Here is a 25,770-nt window from a genome sequence, read left to right as displayed (position 1 = left end):
CGGGGGAAGGCAGGCCACGGGGACGCCGGGAGCCCGGGTATAGCCTGCCGATGAGGGCCGGGACCACGGCCGTTTCCCGCGATGGAGGTCAGAGACATGAGCACGTTCGACGGACGCGTGGCCCTGGTGACGGGCGCCGGATCGGGCATCGGCGCCGCGATCGCCGCCGACCTGGCGGCGAAGGGGGCGAAGGTCGTGGTGACGGACATCGACCCGGGGGCGGCCCAGCGCATGGTCGACGGCATCACGGGTGCCGGCGGGGAGGCGGCGGCGTTCCAGCAGGACGCGTCGAGGCCCGAGGAGTCCGAGGCGGCCGTGCGGTTCGCCGTCGACACGTTTGGCGCGCTGCACCACGCGGTCAACAACGCCGGCATCGGCCCAAAGCAGGCCCCGGTCGGCGAGATCGATCTGGCGGACTGGGAGCGGGTGATCGGGCTGAACCTGAGCGGCGTGCTTACGGGATGCGCTACGAGATCGCCCAGTTCCTCGCCCAGGACGACCCGGCGATCACCTCGATCGTGAACATGTCCTCGATCCACGGCGACACGGCGGCGCCCGGGTCGGCCGCCTACACCGCCGCCAAGCACGGCGTCGTCGGGCTGACCAAGAACGCGGCGGTCGAGTACGGACGCGCGGGGATCCGCGTCAACGCGGCCGCCCCGGGCTACATCGACACGCCGCTGCTGAAGAACATCGACGACGCGCAGCGGCAGGGCCTGATCGCGCGGCATCCGATGGGCCGGCTCGGCCGACCCGAGGAGGTCGCCAAGCTGGTCAGCTTCCTGCTCAGCGACGACGCGTCGTTCGTGACGGGCGGCTACTACCTGGTCGACGGCGGCTACAACGCCCCCTGAGCGGGACGCCCTGCGCCTCAGCCGTCCGAGGGGCCACCGGCCCGCAGCTCGGTGCTGATCTGGTCCGCGTCCAGCTGGTCGAGCGCGGCGCTGAGCGTGGCTGAACTGACCGTGCCCGCCGCGCGGGCGTCGAGCAGCACCGCCCGCTGCGCCTCGATGATGCGCAGCCGCAGTTCCGTCGTCTGCCGGGCCGCCGGGCGTCCACCGGGACCCGCCTCCTCCTCGTCCTCGTCGACGGCGCGCTGCTTCTCGGCGGCGACCTTGCGCATCAGCGCCCGGGCGCGTTCGACGACCTTCTCGTCGTAGACCGAGCCGTCGGGGCGCCGTAGCCCGGGATCCTCGAGCACCTGGACGGCGGCCCGACCCATCGCGGTCGCCACCGTGCGCTGCTCGTCGGGATCGACGCCGCCGTCGCCCTCCAGCCCGATCGCACGCACGACGATGCCAAGTGTCCCTCCCTGCACGAGCAGGGAGCCCGCGGCGGCGACGAACGCGATGAGTACGAGCAGCGACCGCTGTGGCGTGTCCTCCGGCAGGGTCTGGGCCGCGGCCAGCGTGATCGCGCCGCGCATGCCCGCCCACACGAGCAGGGCTCCCTCACGCCGACCGAGCGGGGTGCGCGCCAGGTAGTCGATGTCGGCGAGCCGGTGCCCCATCCGCTGCGTCCACGTCGCCACCCGCCGCTGCACGCGGGGGTCCTCCCGGTCGAAGCCCGAGGCGTCGAATCGCTGCTGGGCTCGGGCCAGCCGCTCCCGCGTCTCCACCGGGTCCGCGGCCTGCTTGCGCACGAGCCAGAGCAGCGGTACCACGTAGAGGCTGCGGATCACCAGCGCCAGGGCGACGGCCAGCGCACCCGTGCCGAGCGCGAGCCAGAGGGACTCGTCCTCGGCGATCACCTCCTCGACCAGGCCGAACAGCTCCAGGCCCATGCCGAGGAAGATGCCGCCCTCGAGCACCAGGTCGACGGTCGCCCAGTTGGAACGCTCGGCGATCCGGTCGGCGGCCTTGAGGTAGCGGGCCGACCCCTGGCCGGTGATCAGGCCGGCCGTGACGGCGGCCACCAGTCCCGAGGCCCCGAGGTGCTCCGCGGGGACGGAGGCGACGAAGGGGGCGATGAACGAGATGGCGGTGCTGGCCGCCGCGTCGCGGGTGGCCGCCCGGACGCGCAGGTTGAGCAGCCCCACGACGACGCCGATGGCGACCGCCACGAGCACCGCGTACACGAAGTCCCCAGCGACGCCCCAGAGGGACACCGCGCCGCCCGTCGCCGCGATCGCCGAGCGCAGCAGCACGAGGGCGGACGCGTCGTTGAGCAGGCTCTCCCCCTCGAGCACCGTGACCACCCGCCGCGGGGCGTTCAGGCGTTTGACGATCCCGGTGGCGACGGCGTCCGTGGGGCTGACGACGGCCCCGAGCGCGATGCCGAACGCGAGGTCGACGCCGAGCAGCGCGTGGAACACGAAGCCCAGGGCCACCGAGGTCACCACGACCAGGAGCACGGAGAGGCTGCTGATCGAGCCGAAGTCGCGGCGGAAGTCCATCGTCGGCATCGAGACCGCGGACGAGTAGAGCAGCGGGGGCAGCACGCCGGCGAGGATCCACTCGGGCTCGATGACGATGGCCGGGACGAACGGCAGGAAGCTGACCGCGACGCCGATGGCCACGAGCAGCAGTGGAGCGGCGACCCCGGTGCGCCGCGCCCAGCCCTGCACCGCGACGATCACCACCACCGCGGCGGCCAGCAGGAGCGCGGCGGTCATGGTGGTCTCCCCTCGTCGGCGGGTCGGTGCTGGTCACAGCCTACGGAGGAGCACCGACGGATCCGAGCCGACCGGTGGCGGTCAGGACTCGAGGGCGACCCCGGTGATGCGTTCGAGGGTCTCGAGCAGCCGTGCCCGGAACCGCTCGTCACCGACGGCCCGGTGCGGTTGCTGGGTGCGGCGGTGGTGCCAGTAGCCGCCGGTAGCAGGGTCGACGTCGGACGCGGTCGCGAGCCAGGTCTGCGTCAGGTGCCCCTCGGTGAGGTCGTCCGGCGCGCCCGCCCCGCCCATCCGGGTGGGCACCCAGCCGGGGTCGACCGCGTGCGTCGCCGTCTCCGGCCATCGGTCTGCGAGCGCCGCGCTCAGGGCGGTGACCCAGAGCTTGCTGTCCGAGTACGAGCCGTCACCGGACTCGAGGCCGGCCAGGTCCGTCGACCCACTGCGGTGCATGCCGCTGCTGAGGTGGATCAGCCGGCCGGGCCGGTCCATCAGGGCGGTGAGCAGGTACGGTGCGATGACGTTGACCGGCACGGCGGACGGGCGCTGCATCACGCCGGCGTTGTGAATGACGGCGTCGAACCGGCCGAACTCGTTCGCCGCCCGCGCGGCCGCGTTCGTCTGCTCCCGGTCGGCCAGGTCGCCGGTCACGGTGCCGGCCCAGTCGCCCGGAGGCAGGCGGTCCGCGTCGCGGGCGTGCACGACGACATCGTGCCCGTGGTCGGCGAGGTCGGTGGCGGTGTCCAGGCCGAGGCCGGTGGCCGCCCCGGTGACGAATATCCGGGCCATGAGGTGTTCCTTCCGTGATGTCTCCTGCGCTCCACTGTGGCGCAGATCCGCGGCCGGAGCACCGGTTCAGGCATGCCCTGTCAGTACACCGCTGATCAGAGACTCCCACGCGTGCCCGGGAACGCGGAGACTGGAGGGCATGCCCGAGACCCCCGGCCACGACCCCTCCCGCCGCCTGCTGCCCGCGCTGCTGCTCCTGCTCACGGTGTTCGGTCCCATCTCCATGGACCTCTACCTGCCGGCGCTGCCCGCGCTGACCGCCGACCTCGAGGCCGCCACCTCGGTCGCCCAGGTGACCATCACCGCGTGCCTGCTCGGCCTCGCCGGTGGCCAGCTGATCGCCGGGCCGGCGTCGGACCGGTTCGGCCGCCGTGGCATCCTGCTCACCGGGATCGTCGCCTACATCGTGACGTCGGCCCTGTGTGCGGTCAGCCCCACGGTCGAGGTGCTGATCGTCGCCCGGTTCGTCCAGGGCCTCGCCGGCGGGGCCGGTCTCGTGATCGCGCAGGCGGCCGGCCGCGACGTCTACGCCGGCACCGCGCTGATCCGGTTCTATGGCCGGCTCACCGTCGCCGGTGGGCTCGCGGCGATCATCGGGCCGCTGCTGGGCGGTGTGCTCACCACCGTCGCCGACTGGCGCGGACTGTTCGTCTTCCTCGCGGTGATCGGGGTGGGCATCCTGGTCATCGCCCTGCTGGTGTTCCGTGAGACCCTCCCGACCGAGCACCGCCTCGCGGGCGGCCTCCGCCACACCCTGGCCGGCTTCCGGACCCTGCTCGCCGATCGGGTGTTCGTCGGCGCGGTACTCAGCCTCGGCTTCCTCAACGCCGCGGTGTTCGCCTACCTGGCCGGGGCGACGTTCGTGCTGCAGCACATCTACGGGCTCTCCCCGCAGGCCTATGCGGCCGCGTTCGGGCTCAACTCCGCGGGCTTCATGACGTTCGGGTTCCTGTCCGGGCGCACGTCCGAACGGTGGGGGCCGATGCGCACGCTCACCGTCGGCATCGGAATCACCGCACTCGGCGCCGCCGGCCTGCTGACCGCGGGTCTGACTCCGGTACCGCTCGTCGTCGTCATCGTCTCCCTGTTCGCCCTGGCCAGCGGGGTCGCAGGCAGCACCCCGCCGGCGACGACGCTGGCCCTGGCCGCCTACCCGCGCATGGCCGGGACGGCCTCCTCTCTGCTCGGCGTCGTCCGCTTCGGCTTCGGCGCGGTCGCCGCGCCCTTCGTGGGCATCGCCGGGTCCACCAGCATCCTGCCGCTCGGCGTCGTCACGGTCCTCGCCGTGATCCTGGCCGCCGTCTCGTGTTCGCTGCTCGCCTGGCACCGGCGTCCCGGTACGGCCGCGGCGCCGGCCACCGCATCCTGACCCCCACCCCCCCGAGGAGAACGCCATGAACATCGAACCGACCACCCCCACCGTGAAGAACCCGCCCGAGCAGTTCGCCGGCGACGTGTGGCTCGACGTGGTCGCCGCCCCGCACGAGGACGATCAGCGGATGACGGTGGCGCTCGTCCGCTTCGCCCCGGGTGCCCGCACCGCGTGGCACTCCCACGCCCGCGGGCAGTACCTGCGCGTCACGCAGGGCGTCGCGCGCTTCGGCGACCGGGACGGCAACGTCATCGAGGTCCACGCCGGCCAGACGCTCTACATCCCGCCCGGGCAGGACCACTGGCACGCCGCCGGCGGGGACGGCTTCATGGAGCACCTCGCGATGCTCGAGTCCGGCGACGATCCCGCCACCACCACGGTGTGGAAGGAGCACGTGAGCGACGAGGACCTGGAGGGTTAGGAATGACCCGCTGAGAATTCGTTCCCGCGCGCTGTCCGATCCGGGCAGAGTGGTTCGTCGTAGGGGTAGAGGGGCGCCCACCGGGGCGTCCTCACCACCGGGAAGGATCGTGCCATGCAGTATCTGATCTCCGTGATCGACGACGGGCAGGCTGCGGACGCCGGCCGCACCGACTCCGCCACCGCGGCCGAGATGAAGGCCGTGGACGCCTTCAACGAGCGGCTGCAGGCCGAGGGCCACTTCGTGTTCGCCGGAGGCCTCGCCGCGCCCGACACGGCGACCGTGATCGACAACCGCGGGGACACGCCGGTGATCACCGACGGCCCGTTCGCCGAGTCCAAGGAGTACCTGGCCGGGTTCTGGGTGTGGGAGGCCGCGGACCTCGACGTGGCGCTGACGCTGGCCACCGACGCGTCCGCGGCGTGCAATCGGAAGATCGAGGTCCGCGCGCTGGCCGAACCCGGTGACGACTGACGTCGGCGAGGCGATCAGCCGGGCCCACCACGAGGAGTGGGCGCGGGTGGTCGCGTCCCTGACCCGCCGGTTCGGTGACCTCGGGATCGCCGAGGACGCCACCGCCGACGCGTTCGTCGCCGCCCTGGAGCGGTGGCCGTCCGACGGCGTCCCGGCCAGTCCGGGCGCCTGGTTGACGCTCACGGCCAGTCGGAAGGCGATCGACCGGATCCGGCGCGAGAAGAAGCGCGACGAGAAACACCGGGAGGCCCGGATGCTGGACGAAGGGCCGTCGGCACCGCTCGGCGCCGTCGACGACGACCGGTTGCGCCTGCTCTTCACGTGCGCCCACCCGGCCCTGTCGGTGGAGGCGCGGGTGGCGCTGACGCTGCGGATGGTCGCCGGGCTGACCGTCCCCGAGATCGCTCACGCCTTCCTGGTGCAGGAGTCGGCCATGGGCCGGCGGATCACCCGGGCGAAGGCCAAGATCGCGGCGGCCCGCATCCCCTGGCGCGTGCCCGCGGCCGAGGACCTGCCCGACCGGGTCGCCGGGGTCCTCGCGGTGCTGTACCTCGTGTTCAACGAGGGCTATCTGGCCTCCGGCCCGGACACGCTGCCCGTGCGCCGCGAGCTGACCGCCGAGGCGATCCGGCTCACCCGCCTGGTGCGCGCGCTGCTGCCCGACGACGCCGAGACGGCCGGCCTGCTCGCGCTGATGCTGCTCACCGAAGCACGGCGGGACGCGCGCGTCACCGACGACGGCGAGCTGGTCACCCTGCCGGAGCAGGACCGCGCGCGGTGGGACGCGCGGCTGATCGAGGAGGGTCACCGGCTGGTGCGCACGTGCCTGGCGTCGGCCGCCGCGACCGGCACGGCCCCGGGCCGTTACCAGCTGCTCGCGGCCGTCAACGCCGTCCACATGTCGGCGGCCACCTTCGATGCCACGGACTGGGGGCAGATCGTCGCTCTCTACGACCAGCTGATCCGCCTCGACCCCTCGCCCGTCGTCGCGCTCAACCGGGCCGTCGCCGTCGCCGAGCTGGACGGCCCGGAGGTCGGCCTGGCGCTCGCGGACCGGCTCGGGGCCGCTCTGGCCGGCTACCACCCGTTCCACGCGACGCGCGCCGACCTGCTCCGCCGGCTCGGTCGCCACGCGGAGGCGGGAGCGGCCTACAGCCACGCGATCGCATTGACCGGCAACCCGGCGGAGAAGGCGGTCCTCGAGCGCCGCCGCGCCGCACTGGGCTAGGCCCGGCCGGCGGTTGCCGCCCGGCGGGCGAGGTCGCGGAACGCCTCGACCAGGTCGGGCGGTTCGACGACCTCGACGTCGGCGTCCAGCTGGGCGAACGACGCCGCCAGCCCCGGCCAGGACCATGCGCCCATCCGCACCCGGCAGGTCTGCGCGTCGAGCGCCTCGACCGCGCCGTCGGGCAGGTACGGGGCCGCCTCGGTGGCCGGCAGCCGGGCGATCACGGTGCCCCGGCACGGCCACGCCGACCCGGCCGCGGGATCGGCCTGCCCCCGGAAGCGCGCCTCGACGAACGCCACCACGTCGCCCCCGGGCACCTCGCGGGGCCTGAACCGCGGGCCGGTGGGGGTGCGCAGGCCGGTCATCCGGTCGACGCGGAAGGTGCGCCAGTCCCCCCGGTCGACGTCCCACGCCAGGAGGTACCACCGGCCGCCGCGGTGCAGGACGTGGTGCGGCTCGACCCGGCGCGGGGGCCGCGTCGCGGGGACAGCAGATTCGTCACCGGTCTCGCCGGAGGCAGTCCCGTCGTCGACAGTGCGGTAGTCGAAGCGCAGCTGCTCGTGGGCGTGCGCCGCATCGGTCACCGCGAGCAGGACGGACGTGTCGGTGTGCTGACCGGGTCGGGCGTCCGCGTGCGGCATACCGAGCACCTGGACCGCGTCGATGCGCCGGCGCAGCCGCGCGGGCATCACCTGCCGCACGGTGGTCAGCGCCCGCCAGGCGGCGTCGGCGTCAGCGGCTCCGCTGGTCGCCGCGATGTGCAGGGCCAGGGCGATGGCGACGGCCTGGTCGTCGTCGAACAACAGGGGCGGCAGCTCGGCCCCGGCCTCCAGCCGGTACCCGCCGTCGGGTCCCATCGTCGCGCGCACCGGGTAGCCGAGATCCCGCAACCGGTCGACGTCGCGGCGCACGGTCCGCTCGCTGACCTCCAGCCGCTCGGCCAGCAGCCGGCCCGGCCAGTCCCGGCGAGCCTGCAGCAGGGAGAGCAACGACAGCAGCCGTCCGGAAGTTCCGCTCATTCCTCGATTCTCGTCCCAGTCCCGGCCAGAATCTGACCGCCACTGCGAGGATCGTGGATCTCGACGCGGCGGCCGACCCGGACGCCACCGTGCAGGACCGACGAAGGAGACCGCCATGACCGTCACCACCACCACCCACCTGAACTTCCGCGGCCAGGCCCGCGAGGCGCTCGAGACCTACGCCTCGATCTTCGGGGGCCAGGTCCAGGCCTTCACCTACGGCGACGCCCACAACGACGCCGACGGCGCGGTCGCGGACCAGCTGATGTGGGGCGGCTTCGACTCCCCCAACGGGCTGCGCCTGATGGCGTTCGACGTGCCGCCGGGCCGCCCGTTCGAGCGGGGCACCGACGCCGTCTTCGTCTCGGTGCGCGGGGACGACCCGGAGGAGATCACCCGCTGCTTCGAGGTGCTCGCCGACGGCGGTCACGTCCGCACCCCGCTCGGCCCGGCGCCGTGGGGCTCACCGCTGTACGGGATGCTCGACGACCGGTTCGGCATCACCTGGGTGATGGACGTCCAGGCGGCCCAGGGCTGACGCGGGCGGTTCGGGGCGGTTCCGGGGGCGGCGGGAACACTGCCACCCCCCGAACCGTTCGTCAGGTGAGAGCCGTTCGCATGTCCGGCCGCCGGAGCCCGCCCACGCCGAGAGGAGCACCATGAGCGAGTCGCCGACCCGCACCCGGGTCGCGTCGCCGCGCGTCATCGTGCTCGTCGTGCTCGCGGTCTCGGCGCTGGTGATCGGGTTGACGGTGGCGCTCGGTTCGGACCGGCGCTCGTCGTTCGCCGACGGCGTCGGCCGACTCGACGCCGCCGCCATCCCGAACGGCTGGGCGCCGCTGATCGAGGCCGCGGCCGCCGACACGGGCATCCCGGCGCCGGTGCTCGCGGCGCAGATCGAGGTCGAGTCGAACTGGCGCCCGGACGCCCGATCCCCGGTGGGCGCGCAGGGCCTGGCCCAGTTCATGCCCGAGACCTGGGCGACCTGGGGCCGCGGCGGCGACCCGTTCGATCCGCGGCACGCCATCGACGCGCAGGGCCGTTTCCTGGCCGACCTGCACCAGCGCGCCAGGGCCTCGGACATCGACGGCGACCCGCTGGAACTGGCGCTCGCCGGCTACAACGCCGGGTTCGGAGCGGTCCAGCGGTACGACGGCATCCCGCCCTTCCCTGAGACGCAACGCTACGTCGCGGCGATCCGGAGCCGGGTCGCCAATTACGAGCTCCCGGCGTGACCGGCCGAGCGTGACCGGCTGAGCGTGACCGGCTGAGCGTGACCGGCCGGGCTGACCGGTGGAGCCCTACAGCCAGCGCCGCACTCGGGCCCGGTAGGCGTCGTACTCGGCGCCGAACTTCGCGCTGAGATAGCGCTCCTCGGGGGCGATCGCGCCCCACCACAGCGCGGCGATCCCCACCGGCGTGGCCACCAGGCCCCAGAACGAGGGCCCGAGCAGCGCCAGCGCCGCGACGAGGGCGATCAGGCCGAGGTAGAGGGGGTTCCGACTGACCCGGAACGGGCCCCGGCCGAGGATCGTGCGGGTCGCACCGCCGGGCAGCAGTGCGGTCTCGAAGCGAGCCATCAGCCACAGCGCCCACCCGTTCCACAGCGCGAAGACGACGATCAGGACGCCGGCCACCGCACGGGACAGAGCGGCGGGCAGCGTGACGGGGTCGCCGACCGTGGCGGAGAGGACCAGTCCCGCCGCCAGCGGCACCCCGAGCGCCACCGGGGGCCAGATCCGATACGCCGGCGCATCGACCATGGTTCATGCTAGGACCGGCCGGACCGGTCTGGCGTGTCCCGGGCTAGGGTGGGGCTCATGGCCCTCATCGACAGCAGCGGTTTCGCCCACGTCCGCCTCACCGTCACGGACATCGCGCGCTCCAAGAAGTTCTACGACCTCGTGTTCGGCTGGCCGATCGCCGTCGACAAGTCCGACGACGTCAACAAGCCCGGCGTGATCGACTCGGCCGAGGACTACTTCGGCGGCACGGTCTACCAGACGCCGGAGGGCACTTTGTTCGGCCTGCGACCGGTCGGCCGCGACGACTTCGACCCGAACCGCACGGGACTGGACCACGTCAGCTTCGCCGTGAAGAACCGGGAGGACCTCGACGCCGCCGTCCGCGCCCTCGACGGCGCCGGGGTCCAGCACGGCGAGGTGATCGAACTGGCCGACGCCGGCATCGCGATCCTCTCGTTCCAGGACCCCGACGACGTCAACGTCGAACTCACCGCGCCACTCTCCTGATCGGCGCCGAGACCCCATGGATCTGACCTCGATCGACATCACGACGCTGCGGGGCCGGCCCAGTACGTACGGCGACCTCACCGGCGGGAAGGTCACGCTCGTCGTGAACGTCGCCTCGTACTGCGGGTTCACCCCGCAGTACGAGCAGCTGGAGGAACTGCAGCAGCGCTACGGCGACGCCGGGTTCACCGTGCTCGGCTTCCCGAGCAACCAGTTCCTCCAGGAGATGGGCAGTGCGGACTCGATCGCCGAGTACTGCTCCACCACCTGGGGCGTCACGTTCCCGATGACGGAGAAGGTCAGGGTCAACGGCGAGCACGCCCATCCCCTCTACAAGGAGATCACCCGGGCGCCCGACGAGAACGGCAAGGCCGGCCGCGTGAGCTGGAACTTCGAGAAGTTCCTCATTCACCCGGACGGGCGGATCAAGCGGTTCCGGTCCAGCACCCTGCCCGACGCCCCGGAGATCGTGGCCACCATCGAGGAGTGGACCGCCGGGCACACGCCGTCGGAGTGACGCCCGGCGTCGTCCCCGGTGGCGCGCCGGGCCGACCGGCCTAGGCTCGAGACATGACGACACCGATCGTGAACGTGATCCACGAGAACGACGCGTGGATGCCGCCGTTCCGCGCCGCCTTCGAGGCCGAGGGCGTGCCGCTGGAGGAGATCGACCTCGGCGGTGGGTCCTTCAGCGCCATCGACCTCGACGCCGAGCCGGCGCCGGGCATCTACTGGTCCCGGATGAGTGCCTCGGCCCACACGCGCGGTCACGTCCACGCCAAGGAGCACACGCGAGCGCTGTTGCGCTGGCTGGAGTCCTGGGGTCGGCGTGTCGTCAACGGCAGCGACGTCCTTGAACTCGAGGTCAGCAAGGTGGCGCAGCACGGGCTGCTCCGCAGCCACGGTTTCGACGTCCCGCGCACGACGGCGGTGTTCGGCCGGGGCGGTCTGGTCGAGGCGGCCCGCGCGTTCGAGCCGCCGTTCATCACCAAGCACAACCAGGGCGGCAAGGGCCTGGGCGTGCGCCGGTTCGACTCTCATGCCGACTTCGACGCCTACGTCGCGGGCGAGGACTTCGAGGAGCCGGTCGACGGGATCACCCTGGTGCAGGAGTATCTGACCGCCCGGGAGCCGTTCATCACGCGCGCCGAGTTCGTCGGCGGCCGGTTCGTCTACGCCGTCCGGGTGGACACCTCGGCGGGCAGCTTCGAGCTGTGCCCGGCGGACGCCTGCGCGGTGCCGGGTGCTGAGATCGAACCATTCGCCCTGCGTCCCGAGATCGACGCCGAGCACCCGCTGGTCCGGCGCTACGAGGCGCTGCTGGCCGAGGCCGGGATCGAGATCGCCGGCATCGAGTTCATCGAGACCGTCGACGGCCGCACCGTCACCTACGACGTCAACACGAACACCAACTACAACCCGGACGTCGAGGCGGTCTCGCCCGTGTCCGGGCCGCGCAGCATCGCCCGCTTCCTGGGCGGGCTGGCCGCGGAGGAAGCGGGCGACGCGGGCAACACGGGCGACACCGCCGCGACCGCCGGCGCGTTCTCGCGCGCCTGACGGTCGCCGGCGCTCAGCGCCCGGCCGTGGCGATCAGGGCTTCTTCTCCCCCGCCTCGACGGCCACCGGCAGCCGGTTCTCCGCGGGCGGCAGCGGGCAGGTCGCGAACGTCGTGTAGGCGCAGGGCAGGTTCGTGGCGCGGTTGAAGTCGAGCACCACGGCGCCGTCGGCGTCCGGCGCGGCGATCGCGAGGCTGCGGTTGGCGGCGTAGGTCGTGACGCCGCTGGTGGCGTCCGTGAAGAGGGCGAACAGGCTGCCGGGCTCGTGCCCGTCGAACACCGTGAGCGTGTGCTGCCCGCCGTCGACGTCGAACACCACCTCGCCGGGCGCGTCGTACACGTGCTCCAGGCCCTCGACCACGGCGCCGACCGTGGTCGGGCGCGGGCTGGCGAAGGCCCGGTAGGTCCCGGTGACGGCCCACCGGGGATCCGGCGCGAAGGTCGGGGTGCCGCGGTACTCGACCCGCGTCGCGTGGGCCGGGTCGCGGGGGCGGACGATGTCGTTGCCGCCGCGCCGGGCCACCTCGATGGCGACGTCCCCGGCGTGCAGGGTGACACCGCCGCGCTCGGGGATGACGCCGAGGGCCACCGTGCCGGTCAGGTCCTCGGCGTCGTCGCCGTCCGCTTCATCGAGGCCGACACGGCGCAGGCTCTCGCCCTCGGCGAGGTCGACGACGGGCCCGTTCTCCCCCGTCGACCAGCGGCCGGGAATGCCGGGGACCTCCGTGGGCGTCTTGTCCAGCCAGTAGAGGCCGGTGATGGCGAGGAAGCCGTGCCCGTCGGCGCGTCGTGCCTCGTGTCCCTCGTGCCAGCGCTGCCAGTCGGCCGCGAAGCCGTCCTGGGTGGTCGCGTCAGCCGTCGCAGTAGCGCGTGCCGCAGATGAGGTCGTCATGCTGCGACGCTACGGACGGTCGCGGGGGCCCGTCCACCGTCCCAGCCACGCGGCGTCATCTGCGCGGTGTTCTGGACGGTCAGCTCTCCGGGTCGATTATGAACGCGCGGACCTCCTGCGCGCACCGGCAGGCGGTGGCGATCTTCGCCGCCCACGCGAGCGCCTCCTCGCGGGTCGGCACGTCGAGCACCGTGTAGCCGCCCTCGATCCGAGCCGTCTCCGGGTAGGTGCCCTCGGTGACCGTGCCGTCCCCGTCGACCTTCACGGGCGGGACGCTCTCGTCGATGCCCCCGCCGAACACCCACACGCCGGCGGCCCTGGCCTCGCGCACCACCGCGTGCGACGCGTCCGCCACCGCCGGCAGCTCCTCCTCGGGAAAGGTCATGGCTCCGCTGGGGAACGAGATCAAATACTTGGTCATCGCGTCGGCTCCTTCTGCGCGCCTGTTGGACAGGAGCCATCCTCGTGGACGCCGGTCTACGCGTACAGGGCGGCCGATGTCGCGACTTAGACGTGGCGGTCGAGCCACCCGATGACGTCGGCGGTGATCTCGTCGCGGTTGGTCTCGTTGAAGATCTCGTGCCGCGCGCCCGGGTAGACGGTGACGCTGACGTCCTGCACGCCCGCGTCGCGGTACCGCTGCGCGGCCAGCTCGATCAGTGCGCCGTCGCCGGAGAGCGGGTCCTTCTGCCCCGAGGCGAACAGCACGGGCAGGTCCGCCCGGAGCTTCGCGAGTTCCTGCGGGTCGGCGAGCCGGGCGCCGCGGGCGAGGATCTGCGGCATGGCGTCCTCGCTCATGGCGAAGCCGCACAGCGGGTCGGCGACGTAGGCGTCCACCTCGGCCTCGTCGCGGGAGAGCCACTCGAAACCGGTGCGCGGCTCGAAGCCGGCGTTGAACGCCTCCAGCCCCGCCGGAGCGCCGGGCGGCGCGGACGCGATGGACTGCCCGAGCACGTCGACGGCCGTGGTGCCGGAGAGGACGACGCCGTCGTACAGGTCCGGGTGGTCCAGGAGCACGTCCTGGGCCGCCATCGACCCCATCGAGTGGGCGACGAGGAACAGCGGCAGGTCCGGGTTCTCGGCGCGCAGCTGCTCGCCGAAGGCGGCGATGTCGGCCGCGAGGCCGCGGAAGCCCGCCTCCCCGAAGTCACCCCGGTTCTCGGGGGCAGCCGAGTTGCCGTGACCGCGGTGATCGCTGGCGGCGACCTGGTACCCGGCGTCGGTCAGCGCCCGGGCGAGGCGGTCGTAGCGCGGGCCGTGCTCGGCCATCCCGTGGGCGATCTGCACGACGCCGCGCGTCTGGACGGGTGCCGGCCACCGGTAGGTGGCGAGGATCGTGCCGTCGCTCGGCGAGACGAGGGAGGACTGGGTGGGCGTCATGGAGTCCCTTCGTTGGCGCCGCGGGCGCGGCGGGTGCAGCGGTGTGGTGGTATGCGGGTCGTGGAGCGTGAGTGCAGTGTGGCACGACGCCTCTGGCGAGAGCGTCGGGCTCGGGCAGCGACTCAGACCCCGACGTTTCAGGCGGCCGCGAGCGACTCGCTGCGCAGCAGGTCCAGCAGCCGCCGCGTCGAGGCGTCACTGTCGCTGCGGGTGATCGCCGTGACCGTCCAGCGGGGTGCGTCCGCCGGCATCGCCCGCGAGATCAGCCCGGCGGCCTGCGGCTTGCCGGCCACGTGCTGCGGCACGATCGCGACGCCGAGCCGGCGGTGCACGAGGTCCAGCAGCGTGTGCACGTCGTTGACCGTGCAGCGGATGCGGCGCCGGACGCCGTGGGCGCCACAGGCGTCGTCGTTCAGGGAGCGGATCGCCCAGGAGTCGTGGAAGTCGATGTAGTCCTGGTCGGTCAGCTCGGACCACGTGACCGCGTCGCCGCCGGCGAGGTCGTGGCCCGGATGGACGAGCAGCACGAGGGGCTGCTGGCCGAGCTCGGTGCGGTCGAGGGTGCCGAGGTGCTCCCCCGTGGCGACGAAGGCGATGTCGAGGGAGTCGTCCCGCACCCGTGCCGTCAGCTCGTGGGAGCCGGCCTGCACATAGTGCAGCTCGACCAGCGGGTGGCGGTGGTGGATGCGTTCGAGCATCGCGTTGATGTCCACGACGCCGAGGCACTGCTCGGTGCCGATGCGCAGGGTGCCGGTGGGCTGGTCCGAGGTGCGTTCGACGGCGTCGCGCGCGGCGGCCGTCTGGGCGAGGATCGTGCGGGCGTGCGCCAGCAGGGCGTGGCCGGCGTCGGTCGGCTCGACACGACGGGTGGTGCGGTGGAAAAGGCTGACGCCGAGTTCCTCCTCGAGGCTGCGGATCGACGCCGAGAGGCCGGACTGGGAGACGCCGCAGATCGCGGCGGCGCGCGTGAACTGCTGCTCGTCGGCGAGGGTGACGAGGTACTCCATCTGTCGCAGTTCCATGGACCGCTCCCTGATTCATGACTCGAACTGATGCACAGCATGATGATGAGTTGTTGGACTTCTAGCCTCGCGGTTCGTAGCGTAGGAGGCAAATGCACCAGCTCTCTCAACCTGGAGGTTTTCCTGTGCAGCAGCGTCAGATCGGAACCCACACCGTCTCGGCCATCGGCCTGGGCGGCATGCCCATGTCCATCGAGGGCCGCCCCGAGCAGGAGCGCTCCGTCACGACCATCCACGCCGCGCTCGACGCCGGCGTCACCCTCATCGACACCGCGGACGCCTACCACCGTGACGGCAACGAGGTCGGCCACAACGAGCAGCTGATCGCCGACGCGCTGCGCAGCTACAGCGGCAGCACCGACGACGTGCTGGTTGCCACCAAGGGCGGCCACCTGCGCCCCGGTGACGGCTCGTGGACCCAGAACGGCCGGCCCGAGTACCTCAAGGAGGCGGCGAAGGCCTCGGCCAAGCGGCTCGGCGTCGACGCCATCGGGCTGTATCAGTTCCACCGCCCGGACCCGGACGTCGCCTACGCCGACTCGATCGGTGCGCTCGTCGAGCTGCTCGACGAGGGCGTCATCCAGATGGCCGGCATCTCCAACGCCACGGTCGCCCAGATCGACGAGGCGAACAAGGTGCTCGGCGGCCGGCTGGTCTCCGTGCAGAACCAGTTCTCCCCCGCGTTCCGCACCAGCCTCGAGGAGCTGCAGCACTGCGCCTCGATCGGTGTCGCGTTCCTGCCGTGGTCGCCGCTCGGCGGGATCGGCAAGGCCGGGGACCTCGGCAGCAAGCACGACGCCTTCGGCCAGGTGGCCGAGGCACACGGCGTCAGCCCGCAGCAGGTCGCCCTGGCATGGGAGCTCGCGCTCGCGCCGATCGTTGTCCCGATCCCGGGTGCGTCGCGGCCCGAGAGCATCACCGACTCCGTCAAGGCGGCCGACCTCACGCTCACGGCCGAGGAGCTGGACGCGCTCAACGCCGCGTGACCCCTCCCTCCCCTACTGCTTCCTGACAGGAGTCAACCGTGAAGAGTGTTCCCCTGGGCCCCGGCGGCCAGACCGCCCCGAACGTGGTGCTCGGCCTGATGCGCATCTCGGAGAAGAGCGACGACGAGATCCGCACGCTGGTGAAGACCGCGCGTGACGCCGGCATCGACTTCTTCGACCACGCCGACGTCTATGGCGCCCACGTGCACGACTGCGAGGAGCGGTTCGCCAAGGCGATGCAGCTGACGCCGTCGCAGCGCGCGGACATCACCCTGCAGACCAAGGTCGGCATCGTGCCGGAGGGGCCGTACTTCGACTTCTCCCACGACCACATCATCGAGGGCGTCGAGGGCTCGCTGAAGGCTCTGAACACCGACTACATCGACATCCTGCTGCTGCACCGGCCGGACGCGCTCGTGGAGCCGGAGGAAGTGGCGCAGGCATTCGACGAGCTGGAGGCCGCGGGCAAGGTGCGCTCGTTCGGCGTCTCCAACCACACGCCGCGGCAGATCGACCTGCTCAAGACGGCGGTGAAGCAGGAGCTGGTGGCCAACCAGCTGCAGCTGTCTATCACGCACGCGCCGATCATCGCCCAGGGCGTGGCGGCGAACATGGTGGGTGAGGACCAGTCGCTGACCCTGGACGCGGGCGGCATCCTCGACTACTGCCGGATCCACAAGATCACCGTGCAGGCATGGTCGCCGTTCCAGGCTGGCTTCTTCAACGGACCGTTCCTCGGCAACAGCGAGTACGCCGAGCTGAACACGGTGATCGACAAGCTGGCGGCGAAGTACGACGTGCCGACGACGGGCATCGCGACGGCGTGGATCACGCGCCACCCGGCGCAGATGCAGGTGGTCCTGGGCACGACGACGCCGGAGCGGGTGTCGGGCGCCGCACAGGGGTCGGCCGTGCCGCTGACCAAGGCGGAGTGGTACGACCTGTTCCGCGCGGCGGGCTACCGGGTTCCGTAGCTCCCTGCTTCAACGGCGAGAGCCCGGATCCACGTTGCGTGGGTCCGGGCTCTTGGTATGTGACAGGCTACGACACGTGGATCCCACGACGATAGACTGAACCGACCTGGAAAAGGCTTGCACTACCATGGGGTCGTCGGGATGAAAGTCTCGGGCGCACCGTTCCGGTCGGGCGGCGAGAGCGCGAACCCCAAAAGGTATCAGAAAACAGATGCAGATCAGCTTCGAGAACCAAGCGTTGCGTCAGTCAATCTTAGAGCCAGATCCGTTCGAGTGGCCCTCCGTACGAACGCTCGAGGACATTCAATCGCTGATAGCTGACTTGAGGACCGCCGCTTCACTTCTTGAGGTTCCACTAGGAGTACCAGATATGAACAAGATCAATCCCGCTTCGTTCGGTCTGGCGGCCGGCAGCACGGCCATACTCGATTGCCGTGTCGATCATGTCCCTCTGCGCACGGCAATCGATGGATCCATCGCGTGGACCAGAGTGGACCGAATTAAGGTCATGGGATGGAGGCAAGTAAATTGATGACTACTCCAAACAGAATTGACGACGATCCACGCTGGGCATCGGCCCCAGGAGACACCATTCGTCGGATCCTAGACTCGCGCGGGCAGCGCTCAGAGCAACTAGCGGATGGACTCGGCATACGCCTAGTGGAAGCTCAGCAACTGATCGACGGACAAACTGAAATCACGGGCGATCTTGCAGTCGCATTGGCAAGGTTCGTGGGGTCCACGCCAAACTTTTGGCTTGTTCGCGATTCCTCGTACCGTGAATCACTTGCTTGGCTTGATGCAGATTCACTTGTCCAACGATCGCCAATTGCCGATATGGTCGGTAAAGGTTGGCTCGAAGCAACCAGCGGGTGGAAAAGCCAAGCGCGTGCACTATTGAGTTTTTACGACGTCAGGGACGCGGCCGAATGGACTGCTAAGTGGGCGCCACGCCTATCAGAGACACACTTTCGCTCATCGAAGGCATTCAAGTCGGAAGACTTGTCAGTCGCCGCTTGGTTGAGGCAAGTCGAACGCGGAGCCTCGCAAATATCCGTCAGCCGGTGGGACCCTAGCCGTCTCCGCAGCCTACTGCCGGAATTGCGCCACTTGAGCAAACTTAGTGATATTTCGAAGTCTCTGTCTGTCGCCCAGTCCTTAATCGCATCTTCCGGCGTGGCCCTCCAGCTATTTCCGGCCCCAGCAGGAAACAGACTCAGTGGTGCAGCTTTCGTTTTAGAGAGCGGACAGAGGGTCATAGGTCTGACTGGTAGACACCTTGCGGAAGATCATTTGTGGTTTACTTTATTCCACGAGATAGCACACCTGCTGTTGCACAGCAACGAGGACTCGTTCTTGGACATCTTGGATCCAGGAGAGGGCGAGTCGAATGTCGAAGATGAGGCGAACACGTTTGCCCGTAATGCACTGATTCCGACCGGCCTGACAAGATTCCGCGAAACAAGACCGACGATGCGGCGAGTTTTAGCTTTTGCCGCAGCAGAGGGCGTCGCCCCAGGCGTGGTCGTTGGTCAACTTCACCATGAAGGAATATTGCAATATAATCAATTGCGACGGCTAATTAGGAGATACCATTGGGACGATTCTACGCTGAAAACCTGATGTAGTTTTCGGGGTCTTTCTGCCAGTTACAAATTGCGTCTTCCATAACATCAGGAGCTACGTTAATGGCTGTGCATATTCTGCTGAGTTCCGCTTGGAGTTCGGTCGGAGTTCCAGCGTCAGGGTTCCCGCGAAGTAGCAAGGCAGCTCCTGACCGCGGACCGGTCGCTCCCGTCAAGTATGTGTGTGGCGGCTTGACATCCACCAATTTGAGTCTTCCAATCATTGTAGTGTAATCGAATTTCGCAATACGGCCGAAGCGCACTACTGAGCGAAGCGAGCGGTATATTGCTTGGAAGGTCTCCTCGGGGCTCTGCTCTTTTAAGACGGCAAACCTCTCATTGTGACCGTCTGCCGCCGAAAGGACCCACTCAACGTAACTGGTTACAGCCGCTCCGGTCCCTCGGTCGCCCATGGCGTCCAGGCTCTCGTATTTTCGATGATTGCCAAATCCGTGCTGCCCCGGGGCGCGTCCAAACTCATTTTTATTTTTGTCGAGCCAAAGTCTAAATGCAAACGGCTCTTCAGATATACGGTCCCACGTCCACCAATCGGAACGATCAGATCCTAGAGCTCCATATGTATCTCGGACATACCGCCATCCAGCGCGCCGGTGTCGACCGAAATGAACATACAGGTATACCAACCAAACAGCTTCGTCGTAATTTCCGGAACGCCGATGAAGGATCGATGCTTTCAGCGGGTGAAATCCGTCGGAGGTCGGATCAACTGCACTAGGATCAAGCTGCATATTGTCAAGTCGATCAGTGTATTTCACCCGCTGCTCGCTGTCGATTATCTGCTCTATGAGAGTCTCTCGAGCGCCGGAGGACGAGATCCCAGGCAAAGTTTTGTTCTTCGATTCGTAAGCTGCGATACTCGACCCAATTCGCTGCGCATCAGCAATGTAGTTCTTCCTCATCTGTCAACTTTCCAATCGAAACTGCTTGTCGGACAAGTAGATCTCATAGATTGAACCGGCTAGGCGAGTTCGAATACGTTCGAGACTTGCGCGGTCATTTTCCTTAAAAGCTCTCCAACCAGTCAGTACGTCGGCGAGTTGCATCCAGTACGACGCCAGTTCACTGTGATACTCAATTGGCTCGGCCAATCGGAGTGCTTGCTCAATCTTGACTAGACGCGCAACCGAGATCATCGGATCGCCGAATGGCATGGGAGGCATCGCTTTATTGTCCATCACCCCCTCTTCAAGGAATGCTGACGCTTGCTGTTGGTTCGAGTCGTAAATGTGCAAGCTACCGACCAGATGCGTGTATGTACCGATTTCACAGTTCACGGCGCGTGCAACGATTTCCTGCAAGAAGGTGAAAACAAATATATCGTGAGGCATTCCATATATCACGTCATTTGATCTCATATGGACTATCAAATCCACGCGTTCGTTTCGAACAAAGAATTGTAGCGAGCATGTGCAGGGAACGTCTCTAGGATCGCCATCTAAGTCGTTTCGATCGAACAATTGCACAACTGCCTGACGAGTTGTCGGCTTGCGTTTGAGCTGCCGGATGACCCGTGGAACTTGATCGCCAGCGCCGAAAAGTCGCGGGCCGTAACCACCGCTATAGTTTCCGACTTTGCTTCCATAATCCGCGATGTAATAAAGTATGTGCTTCGGATCGCTTGTTCCAGCTAGATACCACGTCAGTTCACCGAGTGCACTGAACAGCCGGCCACGATTGGAACTGAGGCTGAGCCGTGCACGAGGATTCGTGAGCTCCAGGGAGGCGCCGCGAATCTCAGTGCTAGAGCCACGGGTCGACGTCAGCTGGTCCCCTTCTCGCTGTAACAGAGTGAGGCACTCCCGAAGCAAGTCATCCAGACTCGCGGCTTTGAGCGCGTGTGGCATGGTTCCCCCTTTTAGACTTCTCCCGCTAAAGTCCGAGCGTGATGCAACCGACGAGAAGACTTCACCTGCAGACCACAGAGCTCCGAGTGGACTTCAAGTCCGTAGCCCTAAGCATGTGACGCTCGCGCTCGATGCAGCCACGCCCAGAGTGCTCCTATGGCACGTCAGAGGCGCTCGAAACCCACGATCAAGTCTGCCACAGGGCTAGGGTGTCGCCGGGCCTCTCACCCAGCGCGCCGCCAGCCGACTGTGCCAGCCCGTCAGCGATTGATCACGGGCTCAGACGCGCCACGCTGTTTGCCGAATAGTGTACCGACGAATGGTACGGAAGAACGTCTAAACGCCTGTCCTACCCACAAGCGACAATTTACACTCTGGTAGCGTCTGCAGGTCTGGTCAATGATGACGACGCCCAACTCGTTGTGTCCCAGCCGCGGACGACCACTCTGAATCGCCCCGGGTTCAGTGGAGGGCGGGTTCCCCCAGCGCCGGGTGGTGCTGGGGGTTGTTCTGACGGTAGTAGTCGTTCTCCGCCTCGATGGGCGTGCGGTACCCGATCGAGGAGTGCAGCCGGTTCTCGTTGAACCAGTGCACCCAGGACAGCGTGGCGAACTCCAGCTGGTCGGCGGTGCGGAACGGGCCGTCGATTCTCACGCACTCGGTCTTGTAGAGCCCGATCGTCGATTCGGCCAGGGCGTTGTCGTACGAGTCGCCGACGGTCCCGATCGAGGCGACCTCGGCGAGCCGCTCGGCGTAGCGCAGCGGAGTGTACTGGGACCCGGCATCGGAGTGTTGAATCAGCCCGGTGACGTCCTGACCGGCCCGGTCCCGCACCCAGAGCGCCATCTCCAGGGCGTCCAGGGGCAGGTCGGTGGGCATCCGGTCCATGGTGCGCCAGCCCACGATCCGGCGGGAGTGCACGTCGGTGACGAACGCGGTGAACGCCATTCCCGACCACGTCGCCACGTAGGTGAAGTCCACCACCCACAGCCGGTTCGGCCGGTCCGCGGTGAACACGCGTTGCACATGATCCTCAGGCCGTGGCGATGATGTGTCCGGGCGGGTGGTGATGAACTGCTTTCCCCGGCGGGCACCGCGCAGCCCGTGCTGGCGCATCAGCCGTTCAACGGTGCAGCGGGCCACGGTGATCCCCTCCCGGGCCAGTAGCCGCCAGATCTTCCGGGCGCCGCTGACCCCACGCCCCAGGCTGCGGTCCCAGAAGACTCGTTCGATCTGCACGACCAGCTCCGCGTCGGCGATCGCTCGTGCGGAAGTGGGACGGGTCTTGAAGGCGTAGTACCCGGACGGGGCGATCGGCACGCCGTGCTCGGTGAGCACCCGGCAGATCGGCTCGACCCCGAACCGGGCCCGGTGCTCGTCGATGAACTGGACTACCACGGCAGTCGCGGGTCGAGCTCCCGCGCGAAGAACGAGGAGGCCGCCAACAAGATCTCGTTCGCCCGTTTGAGCTCACGCACCTCGGCCTCCAGCGACTTGATCCGGGCCGCGTCGTTCGTGCTGGTGCCCGGGCGTTCGCCCGCGTCGATCGCGGCCTGCTTGGACCAGCCCCGCAGCGTGTCCGGGTTCACCCCGGTACGCTGCCCGACCCGGATCACCGCGGCGTTCAGCGACAGCTCCGGGTCCTCCCTACGAGCCTCAACCACGAGCCGCATGGCCCGTTCCCGCAACTCCTGCGGATACTTCCTCGGTGCCGGCATGATCATCATCCTCTCGGGGAATCAGACCCTCCACCAGACCCGGGGCGATTCATTACGCGATAAAACCACACCATCCGGTTAAACGCTTCCTGCCACACCGGCCCCATGTCTGACGCCGACACCCCGACCGAGTCCGCGAGGACGTTACTGGCGCCACCGGCACCGTCACCGTGCGCGTCGCCGGCAAGCTCCTCCACATCGGCATCGACCGAACCCAAGTCCTGCTATTCGTTCAGGACCTGCACGTCCGCGTCGTCAACGCCGCCACCGGCGAACTCCTCCGCGAGCTGACCGTCGACCCCACCCGGGGCCACCAACCCACCGGCAACCGCCCGGACCCGGAAATGACAAAGGCCCGCACCCACAAACGTGGGTCCGGGCCTTGCCGATGTCCTCCGACATCACAACGTCGGGATGACAGGATTCGAACCTGCGACCCCTTGACCCCCAGTCAAGTGCGCTACCAAGCTGCGCCACATCCCGTAGCTCCAACGAGTCACCAGTACCCGCCGAAGCAACCGCTCCAGACTACCCCACCCGCAGCACCGCGCCGAACCGGTCGGGCCGTGTCGGGGCGCGCTGTGACGCCGTAGAACACCGTGTCGAGACCCTTCTCACAAGCGGTTCCGTCCCGCCCCTCGCGCCTGTTCGAATGGGTGGGAGCCCCAGCTCGCCGACGCCCCTCCGACGCCGACGAAAGGACGCCGCCGTGCCCTTCCCGCACAGCACCGTCACCCCCGCTCACGCGCCCACGCCGGGCTCCGACTCGAGCCCGAGCGCCCACCGACCTGCCACGAGCCCCCGCCGACTCAACCTGCCCTTCCTGCTGATCGTCATCGGCTTCGCCGCCGCCTGGCTGGCCATCTCCCCCACCGCCGCCTTCGCGTTCCTGGCGCTGGCCACCATGGAGATCGCCATGGTCGCCGACTCCTCGGTCCCCATGGCCGGCATCGCCTCCCGCTTGCGCTCCCCCGCCCGCAAACTCTTCCTCTCGGTCGGGCTGATCGCCGTCGTGCTCGGCATGCGCCTGCTGCTGCCACCCACCGCGGTCGCCGTCAGCGAACACGAGAGCCTGGCCACGAGCGCCCGGGAGGTGGTCACCCAGCCGGACCTGTTCACCGCCCACCTCGCCGCCGCCCGACCCGGACTGGCCGCGTTCGGCGCCGCCTTCATCTGGCTGGTGTTCGCCGAGTACCTCTTCAACGTGGACCGCGTCAAGCGCCGCCCCTGGCTGTCCTGGCCCGAGGCCGTCCTCGCCCGCATCCGCCACTCCCGCGTCGCCTCCTACCTGACGGCGCTGCTGCTGACCGGCGGCATGGTGCTCCTCGCGCCAGCGGGGCTTACCACCTCGGCCGCGCTCGGCGGTCTGATCGGCATTTTCGTCTACGGGCTGAGCAATGCGGTCTCCGCCTCCGCCCAGCGCAACCCGCACGGCCCCGTCAGCCTGCACGTGCACGCCCTCACCGTCGTCTTCGAGCGGGCCATCACCGTGTTCATGCTGTTCGAGATCGTCGACGGCACCTACACGCTGACCCCGTCCGGCCGGAGCTACCTGCTCGAACAGGTGGCGGTGGCCGGTGGCGCCGTCCTGGTCGGCGCCGTCTTCCTCTCCCGGCTGACCGCGCACGTGGACGCCACCAACGGGCTGAAACGGCTGCGCCACCTCAAGGCCGGCGCCGCCTACCTGCTCGGCGCCCTCTCCCTCATGCTCGCCCTCAGCCTGGCCGTCCCGATCCCGGGCATGCTGGCCGGCTGGGTGGGCACCGGCATCATCGGGGCGGCATTCCTGACGTCGCTCCCATGGAAGCGGGTACCCCGGGCGATCCGGGCACGGATCGGTTGAAGCCACCGCATGAGCACGGACGCAGACGCAGAACGCCGCCGTCGGGAATCATTCCCGGCGGCGGCGTTCGCAAGCGATCAGGTCAGCGCTTCCCGCCGCGCGCCCGCTTCTCCCGGACCCGCATGGTGACCTCGATGGGCGTGCCCTCGAAGCCGAACGTCTCGCGCAGGCGGCGGGTGATGAACCGGCGGTATCCGGGGTCGAGGAAGCCGGTGGTGAAGAGCACGAACCTCGGCGGCCGGGACGAGGCCTGCGTGCCGAACAGGATGCGGGGCTGCTTGCCGCCGCGGATCGGGTGCGGGTGCGCCGCGACAAGCTCGCCGAGGAAGGCGTTGAGCTTGCCGGTGGGGATGCGCTTGTCCCAGGACTCGAGGGCGACGTCGAGCGCCGGCACCAGGCGGTCCTTGTGCCAGCCGGTCTTCGCCGACAGGTTGACGCGCGGCGCCCAGTCCACGTGCGCGAGGTCCTGCTCGATCTCCCGCTCCAGGTAGCGGCGCCGCTCGTCCTCGAGCAGATCCCACTTGTTGAAGGCCAGCACCAGCGCCCGGCCGGACTCGATCACCAGCTGCAGGATGCGTACGTCCTGCTCGGAGACCACCTCGTCGACGGCGATCAGCACGACGGCCACCTCCGCCTTCTCCAGCGCGGACTGCGTGCGCAGGGACGCATAGAAGTCCGCGCCACGCTGCATGTGCACGCGGCGGCGGATGCCCGCGGTGTCCACGAAGCGCCAGATCCGCCCGCCGAGCTCGATGAACTCGTCCACCGGATCGCGGGTGGTGCCGGCCATCGGGTCGACGACGACGCGCTCGGACCCGGCCAGCTTGTTCAGCATCGATGACTTGCCGACGTTCGGACGGCCCAGCAGCGCCACGCGGCGGGGACCGCCGGTGCGGGCGATGCCGGCGACGCCGGAGAACTCGGGGAGGATCTTCAGGGCCTCGTCCAGCATGTCGGCGACGCCGCGGCCATGCATGGCCGAGACCGGGTGCGGCTCCCCCATGCCGAGGGACCACAGGCTCGCCGCCTCCGCCTCCTGGGCGAAGTCGTCGATCTTGTTGGCGGCCAGCAGCACGGGCTTGCCCTTGCGGCGCAGCATCTTGACGATCGCCTCGTCGGTGGCGGTCGCGCCCACCATCGCGTCGACGACCAGGACGACGGCGTCGGCCGAATCCACCGCCACCTCGGCCTGGTCCGCGACCCGCTCGTGGATGCCCCGCGCGTCGTACTCCCACCCGCCGGTGTCCACGATGGTGAGGTTCTTGCCGTTCCACTGGGTGCCGTAGGCGACGCGGTCGCGGGTGACGCCGGGGACGTCCTCGACGACGGCCTCACGGCGGCCGAGGATGCGGTTGACCAGGGAGGACTTGCCGACGTTCGGGCGGCCGATGATCGCGAGCACGGGGTCGAGCCGGCCCTCGAGCTCCTCCTCGATGTCGGCGAGCTCGGACTCGAGCAGGATCCGGTCGTCCTCGTCGAGTTCGTAGTCGGCCAGACCGGCGCGCAGGGCGGCGGCCCGCTGCTCGGCCTCGACGTCGGTCATCGCGGCGACCCGCTCGGCGACGTCGTCCTCCCGGGTGGGAACGTACTCGTCGCCGGCGTCCGGCTGGCCGGTACCGGCGTTCTTGGAGACGCTCTCGCTCATGACGGGGAAATCCTTGCGGTGGAAGACAGGTGGAGGGAACGGTCGGGGCGCGCAGGCGTCATCGCCGCCGTTCACCAGTCTTCCAGTCTACGGGC

General features: G+C 69.2%; 25 protein-coding genes, 1 tRNA gene, 1 pseudogene and 1 other annotated feature. Of the genes and pseudogenes, 14 read left to right on the top strand and 13 right to left on the bottom strand.

Annotated elements, in window-relative coordinates:
• The first annotated feature begins 96 nt into the window (after positions 1-96).
• Positions 97-854 (top strand): annotated as a pseudogene (locus BGP79_RS02540) (SDR family NAD(P)-dependent oxidoreductase).
• 17 nt (positions 855-871) lie between these two features.
• On the opposite strand, the gene BGP79_RS02535 reads toward BGP79_RS02540, so the two are convergent.
• Complete coding sequence (locus BGP79_RS02535; protein ID WP_076693051.1) at positions 872-2,614, bottom strand: sodium:proton antiporter; 1,743 nt, start codon at positions 2,612-2,614, stop codon at positions 872-874.
• 81 nt (positions 2,615-2,695) lie between these two features.
• Entirely contained in the window at positions 2,696-3,400 is a 705-nt protein-coding gene (locus BGP79_RS02530; RefSeq protein WP_076693050.1) for an SDR family NAD(P)-dependent oxidoreductase, read from the bottom strand.
• Between the two features lie 139 nt (positions 3,401-3,539).
• Here BGP79_RS02530 and BGP79_RS02525 point away from each other — a divergent pair, with 139 nt between their 5' ends.
• The 4 genes from BGP79_RS02525 (at position 3,540) to BGP79_RS02510 (ending at position 6,895) form a co-directional block, all read left to right on the top strand.
• A complete protein-coding gene (locus tag BGP79_RS02525; RefSeq protein ID WP_076693049.1) occupies positions 3,540-4,769 on the top strand; it encodes a multidrug effflux MFS transporter in 1,230 nt (409 codons plus the stop codon).
• Between the two features lie 25 nt (positions 4,770-4,794).
• Positions 4,795-5,193, top strand: coding sequence for a cupin domain-containing protein (locus BGP79_RS02520; RefSeq protein ID WP_076693048.1), 399 nt, complete (start codon positions 4,795-4,797; stop codon positions 5,191-5,193).
• A 114-nt stretch (positions 5,194-5,307) separates the two neighbouring features.
• Positions 5,308-5,667 carry a YciI family protein gene (locus BGP79_RS02515; protein WP_076693047.1) on the top strand — a complete coding sequence of 120 codons (360 nt, stop codon included), beginning with the start codon at positions 5,308-5,310 and terminating at the stop codon, positions 5,665-5,667.
• Positions 5,657-6,895: an RNA polymerase sigma factor gene (locus BGP79_RS02510; protein WP_076693046.1), complete on the top strand. Its 1,239-nt coding sequence runs from the start codon at positions 5,657-5,659 to the stop codon at positions 6,893-6,895. The genes BGP79_RS02515 and BGP79_RS02510 overlap by 11 nt, the downstream gene beginning before the upstream one ends.
• Here the strand turns inward: BGP79_RS02510 and BGP79_RS02505 are convergent.
• The gene (locus tag BGP79_RS02505; protein WP_076693045.1) at positions 6,892-7,914 is read right to left on the bottom strand and encodes a YafY family protein; all 1,023 of its coding nucleotides are present in this window, start codon (positions 7,912-7,914) and stop codon (positions 6,892-6,894) included. The two genes, BGP79_RS02510 and BGP79_RS02505, sit on opposite strands and share 4 nt — an antisense overlap.
• Positions 7,915-8,029: 115 nt before the next feature.
• Between BGP79_RS02505 and BGP79_RS02500 the strand changes: the two genes are divergently transcribed.
• A complete protein-coding gene (locus BGP79_RS02500) occupies positions 8,030-8,452 on the top strand; it encodes a VOC family protein (RefSeq protein ID WP_076693044.1) in 423 nt (140 codons plus the stop codon).
• Positions 8,453-8,573: 121 nt separating this feature from the next.
• Positions 8,574-9,149: a lytic transglycosylase domain-containing protein gene (locus BGP79_RS02495; protein ID WP_076693043.1), complete on the top strand. Its 576-nt coding sequence runs from the start codon at positions 8,574-8,576 to the stop codon at positions 9,147-9,149.
• A 66-nt stretch (positions 9,150-9,215) separates the two neighbouring features.
• On the opposite strand, the gene BGP79_RS02490 is transcribed toward BGP79_RS02495, so the two are convergent.
• On the bottom strand, positions 9,216-9,677 hold the full coding sequence (locus BGP79_RS02490; protein ID WP_076693042.1) for an isoprenylcysteine carboxylmethyltransferase family protein: 462 nt from the start codon (positions 9,675-9,677) through the stop codon (positions 9,216-9,218).
• A 57-nt stretch (positions 9,678-9,734) separates the two neighbouring features.
• Here BGP79_RS02490 and BGP79_RS02485 point away from each other — a divergent pair, with 57 nt between their 5' ends.
• Genes BGP79_RS02485 through BGP79_RS02475 form a run of 3 tightly spaced genes read left to right on the top strand, consistent with a single transcriptional unit; the run spans position 9,735 to position 11,726 of the window.
• Complete coding sequence (locus BGP79_RS02485) at positions 9,735-10,166, top strand: VOC family protein (RefSeq protein ID WP_076693041.1); 432 nt, start codon at positions 9,735-9,737, stop codon at positions 10,164-10,166.
• Between the two features lie 16 nt (positions 10,167-10,182).
• Complete coding sequence (locus BGP79_RS02480) at positions 10,183-10,683, top strand: glutathione peroxidase (protein WP_076693040.1); 501 nt, start codon at positions 10,183-10,185, stop codon at positions 10,681-10,683.
• Between the two features lie 53 nt (positions 10,684-10,736).
• On the top strand, positions 10,737-11,726 hold the full coding sequence (locus BGP79_RS02475) for a RimK family alpha-L-glutamate ligase (protein WP_076693039.1): 990 nt from the start codon (positions 10,737-10,739) through the stop codon (positions 11,724-11,726).
• Between the two features lie 33 nt (positions 11,727-11,759).
• Here BGP79_RS02475 and BGP79_RS02470 read toward each other — a convergent pair whose 3' ends face one another.
• From BGP79_RS02470 to BGP79_RS02455, 4 genes are all read right to left on the bottom strand, one after another.
• Positions 11,760-12,617: a DUF1684 domain-containing protein gene (locus tag BGP79_RS02470; RefSeq protein ID WP_076693038.1), complete on the bottom strand. Its 858-nt coding sequence runs from the start codon at positions 12,615-12,617 to the stop codon at positions 11,760-11,762.
• 79 nt (positions 12,618-12,696) lie between these two features.
• Positions 12,697-13,038 carry a YciI family protein gene (locus BGP79_RS02465; RefSeq protein ID WP_076693037.1) on the bottom strand — a complete coding sequence of 114 codons (342 nt, stop codon included), beginning with the start codon at positions 13,036-13,038 and terminating at the stop codon, positions 12,697-12,699.
• An 86-nt stretch (positions 13,039-13,124) separates the two neighbouring features.
• Positions 13,125-13,997 (bottom strand): alpha/beta hydrolase, encoded by an 873-nt coding sequence (locus BGP79_RS02460; protein ID WP_076693036.1) that lies wholly within the window; start codon positions 13,995-13,997, stop codon positions 13,125-13,127.
• A 137-nt stretch (positions 13,998-14,134) separates the two neighbouring features.
• Positions 14,135-15,019 carry a LysR family transcriptional regulator gene (locus BGP79_RS02455; RefSeq protein ID WP_076693035.1) on the bottom strand — a complete coding sequence of 295 codons (885 nt, stop codon included), beginning with the start codon at positions 15,017-15,019 and terminating at the stop codon, positions 14,135-14,137.
• A gap of 125 nt (positions 15,020-15,144) precedes the next feature.
• Between BGP79_RS02455 and BGP79_RS02450 the strand changes: the two genes are divergently transcribed.
• The 3 genes from BGP79_RS02450 to BGP79_RS16085 all read left to right on the top strand — a co-directional run bounded on the left by BGP79_RS02450 (position 15,145) and on the right by BGP79_RS16085 (position 18,602).
• Positions 15,145-16,005, top strand: a complete 861-nt coding sequence (locus BGP79_RS02450; RefSeq protein WP_076693034.1) for an aldo/keto reductase — start codon at positions 15,145-15,147, stop codon at positions 16,003-16,005.
• Positions 16,006-16,043: 38 nt separating this feature from the next.
• Positions 16,044-16,979 carry an aldo/keto reductase family oxidoreductase gene (locus BGP79_RS02445; RefSeq protein ID WP_255363054.1) on the top strand — a complete coding sequence of 312 codons (936 nt, stop codon included), beginning with the start codon at positions 16,044-16,046 and terminating at the stop codon, positions 16,977-16,979.
• A 513-nt stretch (positions 16,980-17,492) separates the two neighbouring features.
• Positions 17,493-18,602: an ImmA/IrrE family metallo-endopeptidase gene (locus BGP79_RS16085; RefSeq protein WP_083701482.1), complete on the top strand. Its 1,110-nt coding sequence runs from the start codon at positions 17,493-17,495 to the stop codon at positions 18,600-18,602.
• Here the strand turns inward: BGP79_RS16085 and BGP79_RS16300 are convergent.
• The 4 genes from BGP79_RS16300 to BGP79_RS02415 form a co-directional block, all read right to left on the bottom strand.
• Positions 18,586-19,524 carry a hypothetical protein gene (locus BGP79_RS16300; protein WP_076693032.1) on the bottom strand — a complete coding sequence of 313 codons (939 nt, stop codon included), beginning with the start codon at positions 19,522-19,524 and terminating at the stop codon, positions 18,586-18,588. The two genes, BGP79_RS16085 and BGP79_RS16300, sit on opposite strands and share 17 nt — an antisense overlap.
• A gap of 3 nt (positions 19,525-19,527) precedes the next feature.
• On the bottom strand, positions 19,528-20,469 hold the full coding sequence (locus BGP79_RS02430) for a thymidylate synthase (RefSeq protein ID WP_076693031.1): 942 nt from the start codon (positions 20,467-20,469) through the stop codon (positions 19,528-19,530).
• Positions 20,470-20,931: 462 nt separating this feature from the next.
• Positions 20,932-22,187 (bottom strand): IS3 family transposase gene (locus BGP79_RS02425; RefSeq protein WP_369800147.1). Its coding sequence is split into 2 segments (ribosomal slippage): positions 20,932-21,896 and positions 21,896-22,187, totalling 1,257 coding nucleotides; the frame shifts between segments, so codons are not numbered across the junction.
• Positions 21,775-21,903: a sequence feature (AL1L pseudoknot), on the bottom strand. It overlaps the preceding gene by 129 nt.
• Before the next feature lie 409 nt (positions 22,188-22,596).
• Positions 22,597-22,670, bottom strand: a tRNA-Pro gene (locus BGP79_RS02415).
• A 226-nt stretch (positions 22,671-22,896) separates the two neighbouring features.
• On the opposite strand from BGP79_RS02415, the gene BGP79_RS02410 reads away from it, so the two are divergent.
• Complete coding sequence (locus BGP79_RS02410) at positions 22,897-24,030, top strand: DUF475 domain-containing protein (protein ID WP_076693028.1); 1,134 nt, start codon at positions 22,897-22,899, stop codon at positions 24,028-24,030.
• Positions 24,031-24,112: 82 nt separating this feature from the next.
• Here BGP79_RS02410 and der read toward each other — a convergent pair whose 3' ends face one another.
• Entirely contained in the window at positions 24,113-25,675 is a 1,563-nt protein-coding gene (gene der / locus BGP79_RS02405) for a ribosome biogenesis GTPase Der (RefSeq protein WP_076693027.1), read from the bottom strand.
• Between the last annotated feature and the right edge of the window lie 95 nt (positions 25,676-25,770).

This window comes from Tersicoccus sp. Bi-70 (assembly GCF_001968825.1).
Lineage (GTDB): Bacteria > Actinomycetota > Actinomycetes > Actinomycetales > Micrococcaceae > Tersicoccus.
The sequence above is the reverse complement of the archived record's forward strand: the minus strand, read 5'-3'. Positions and strand labels throughout refer to the sequence as shown.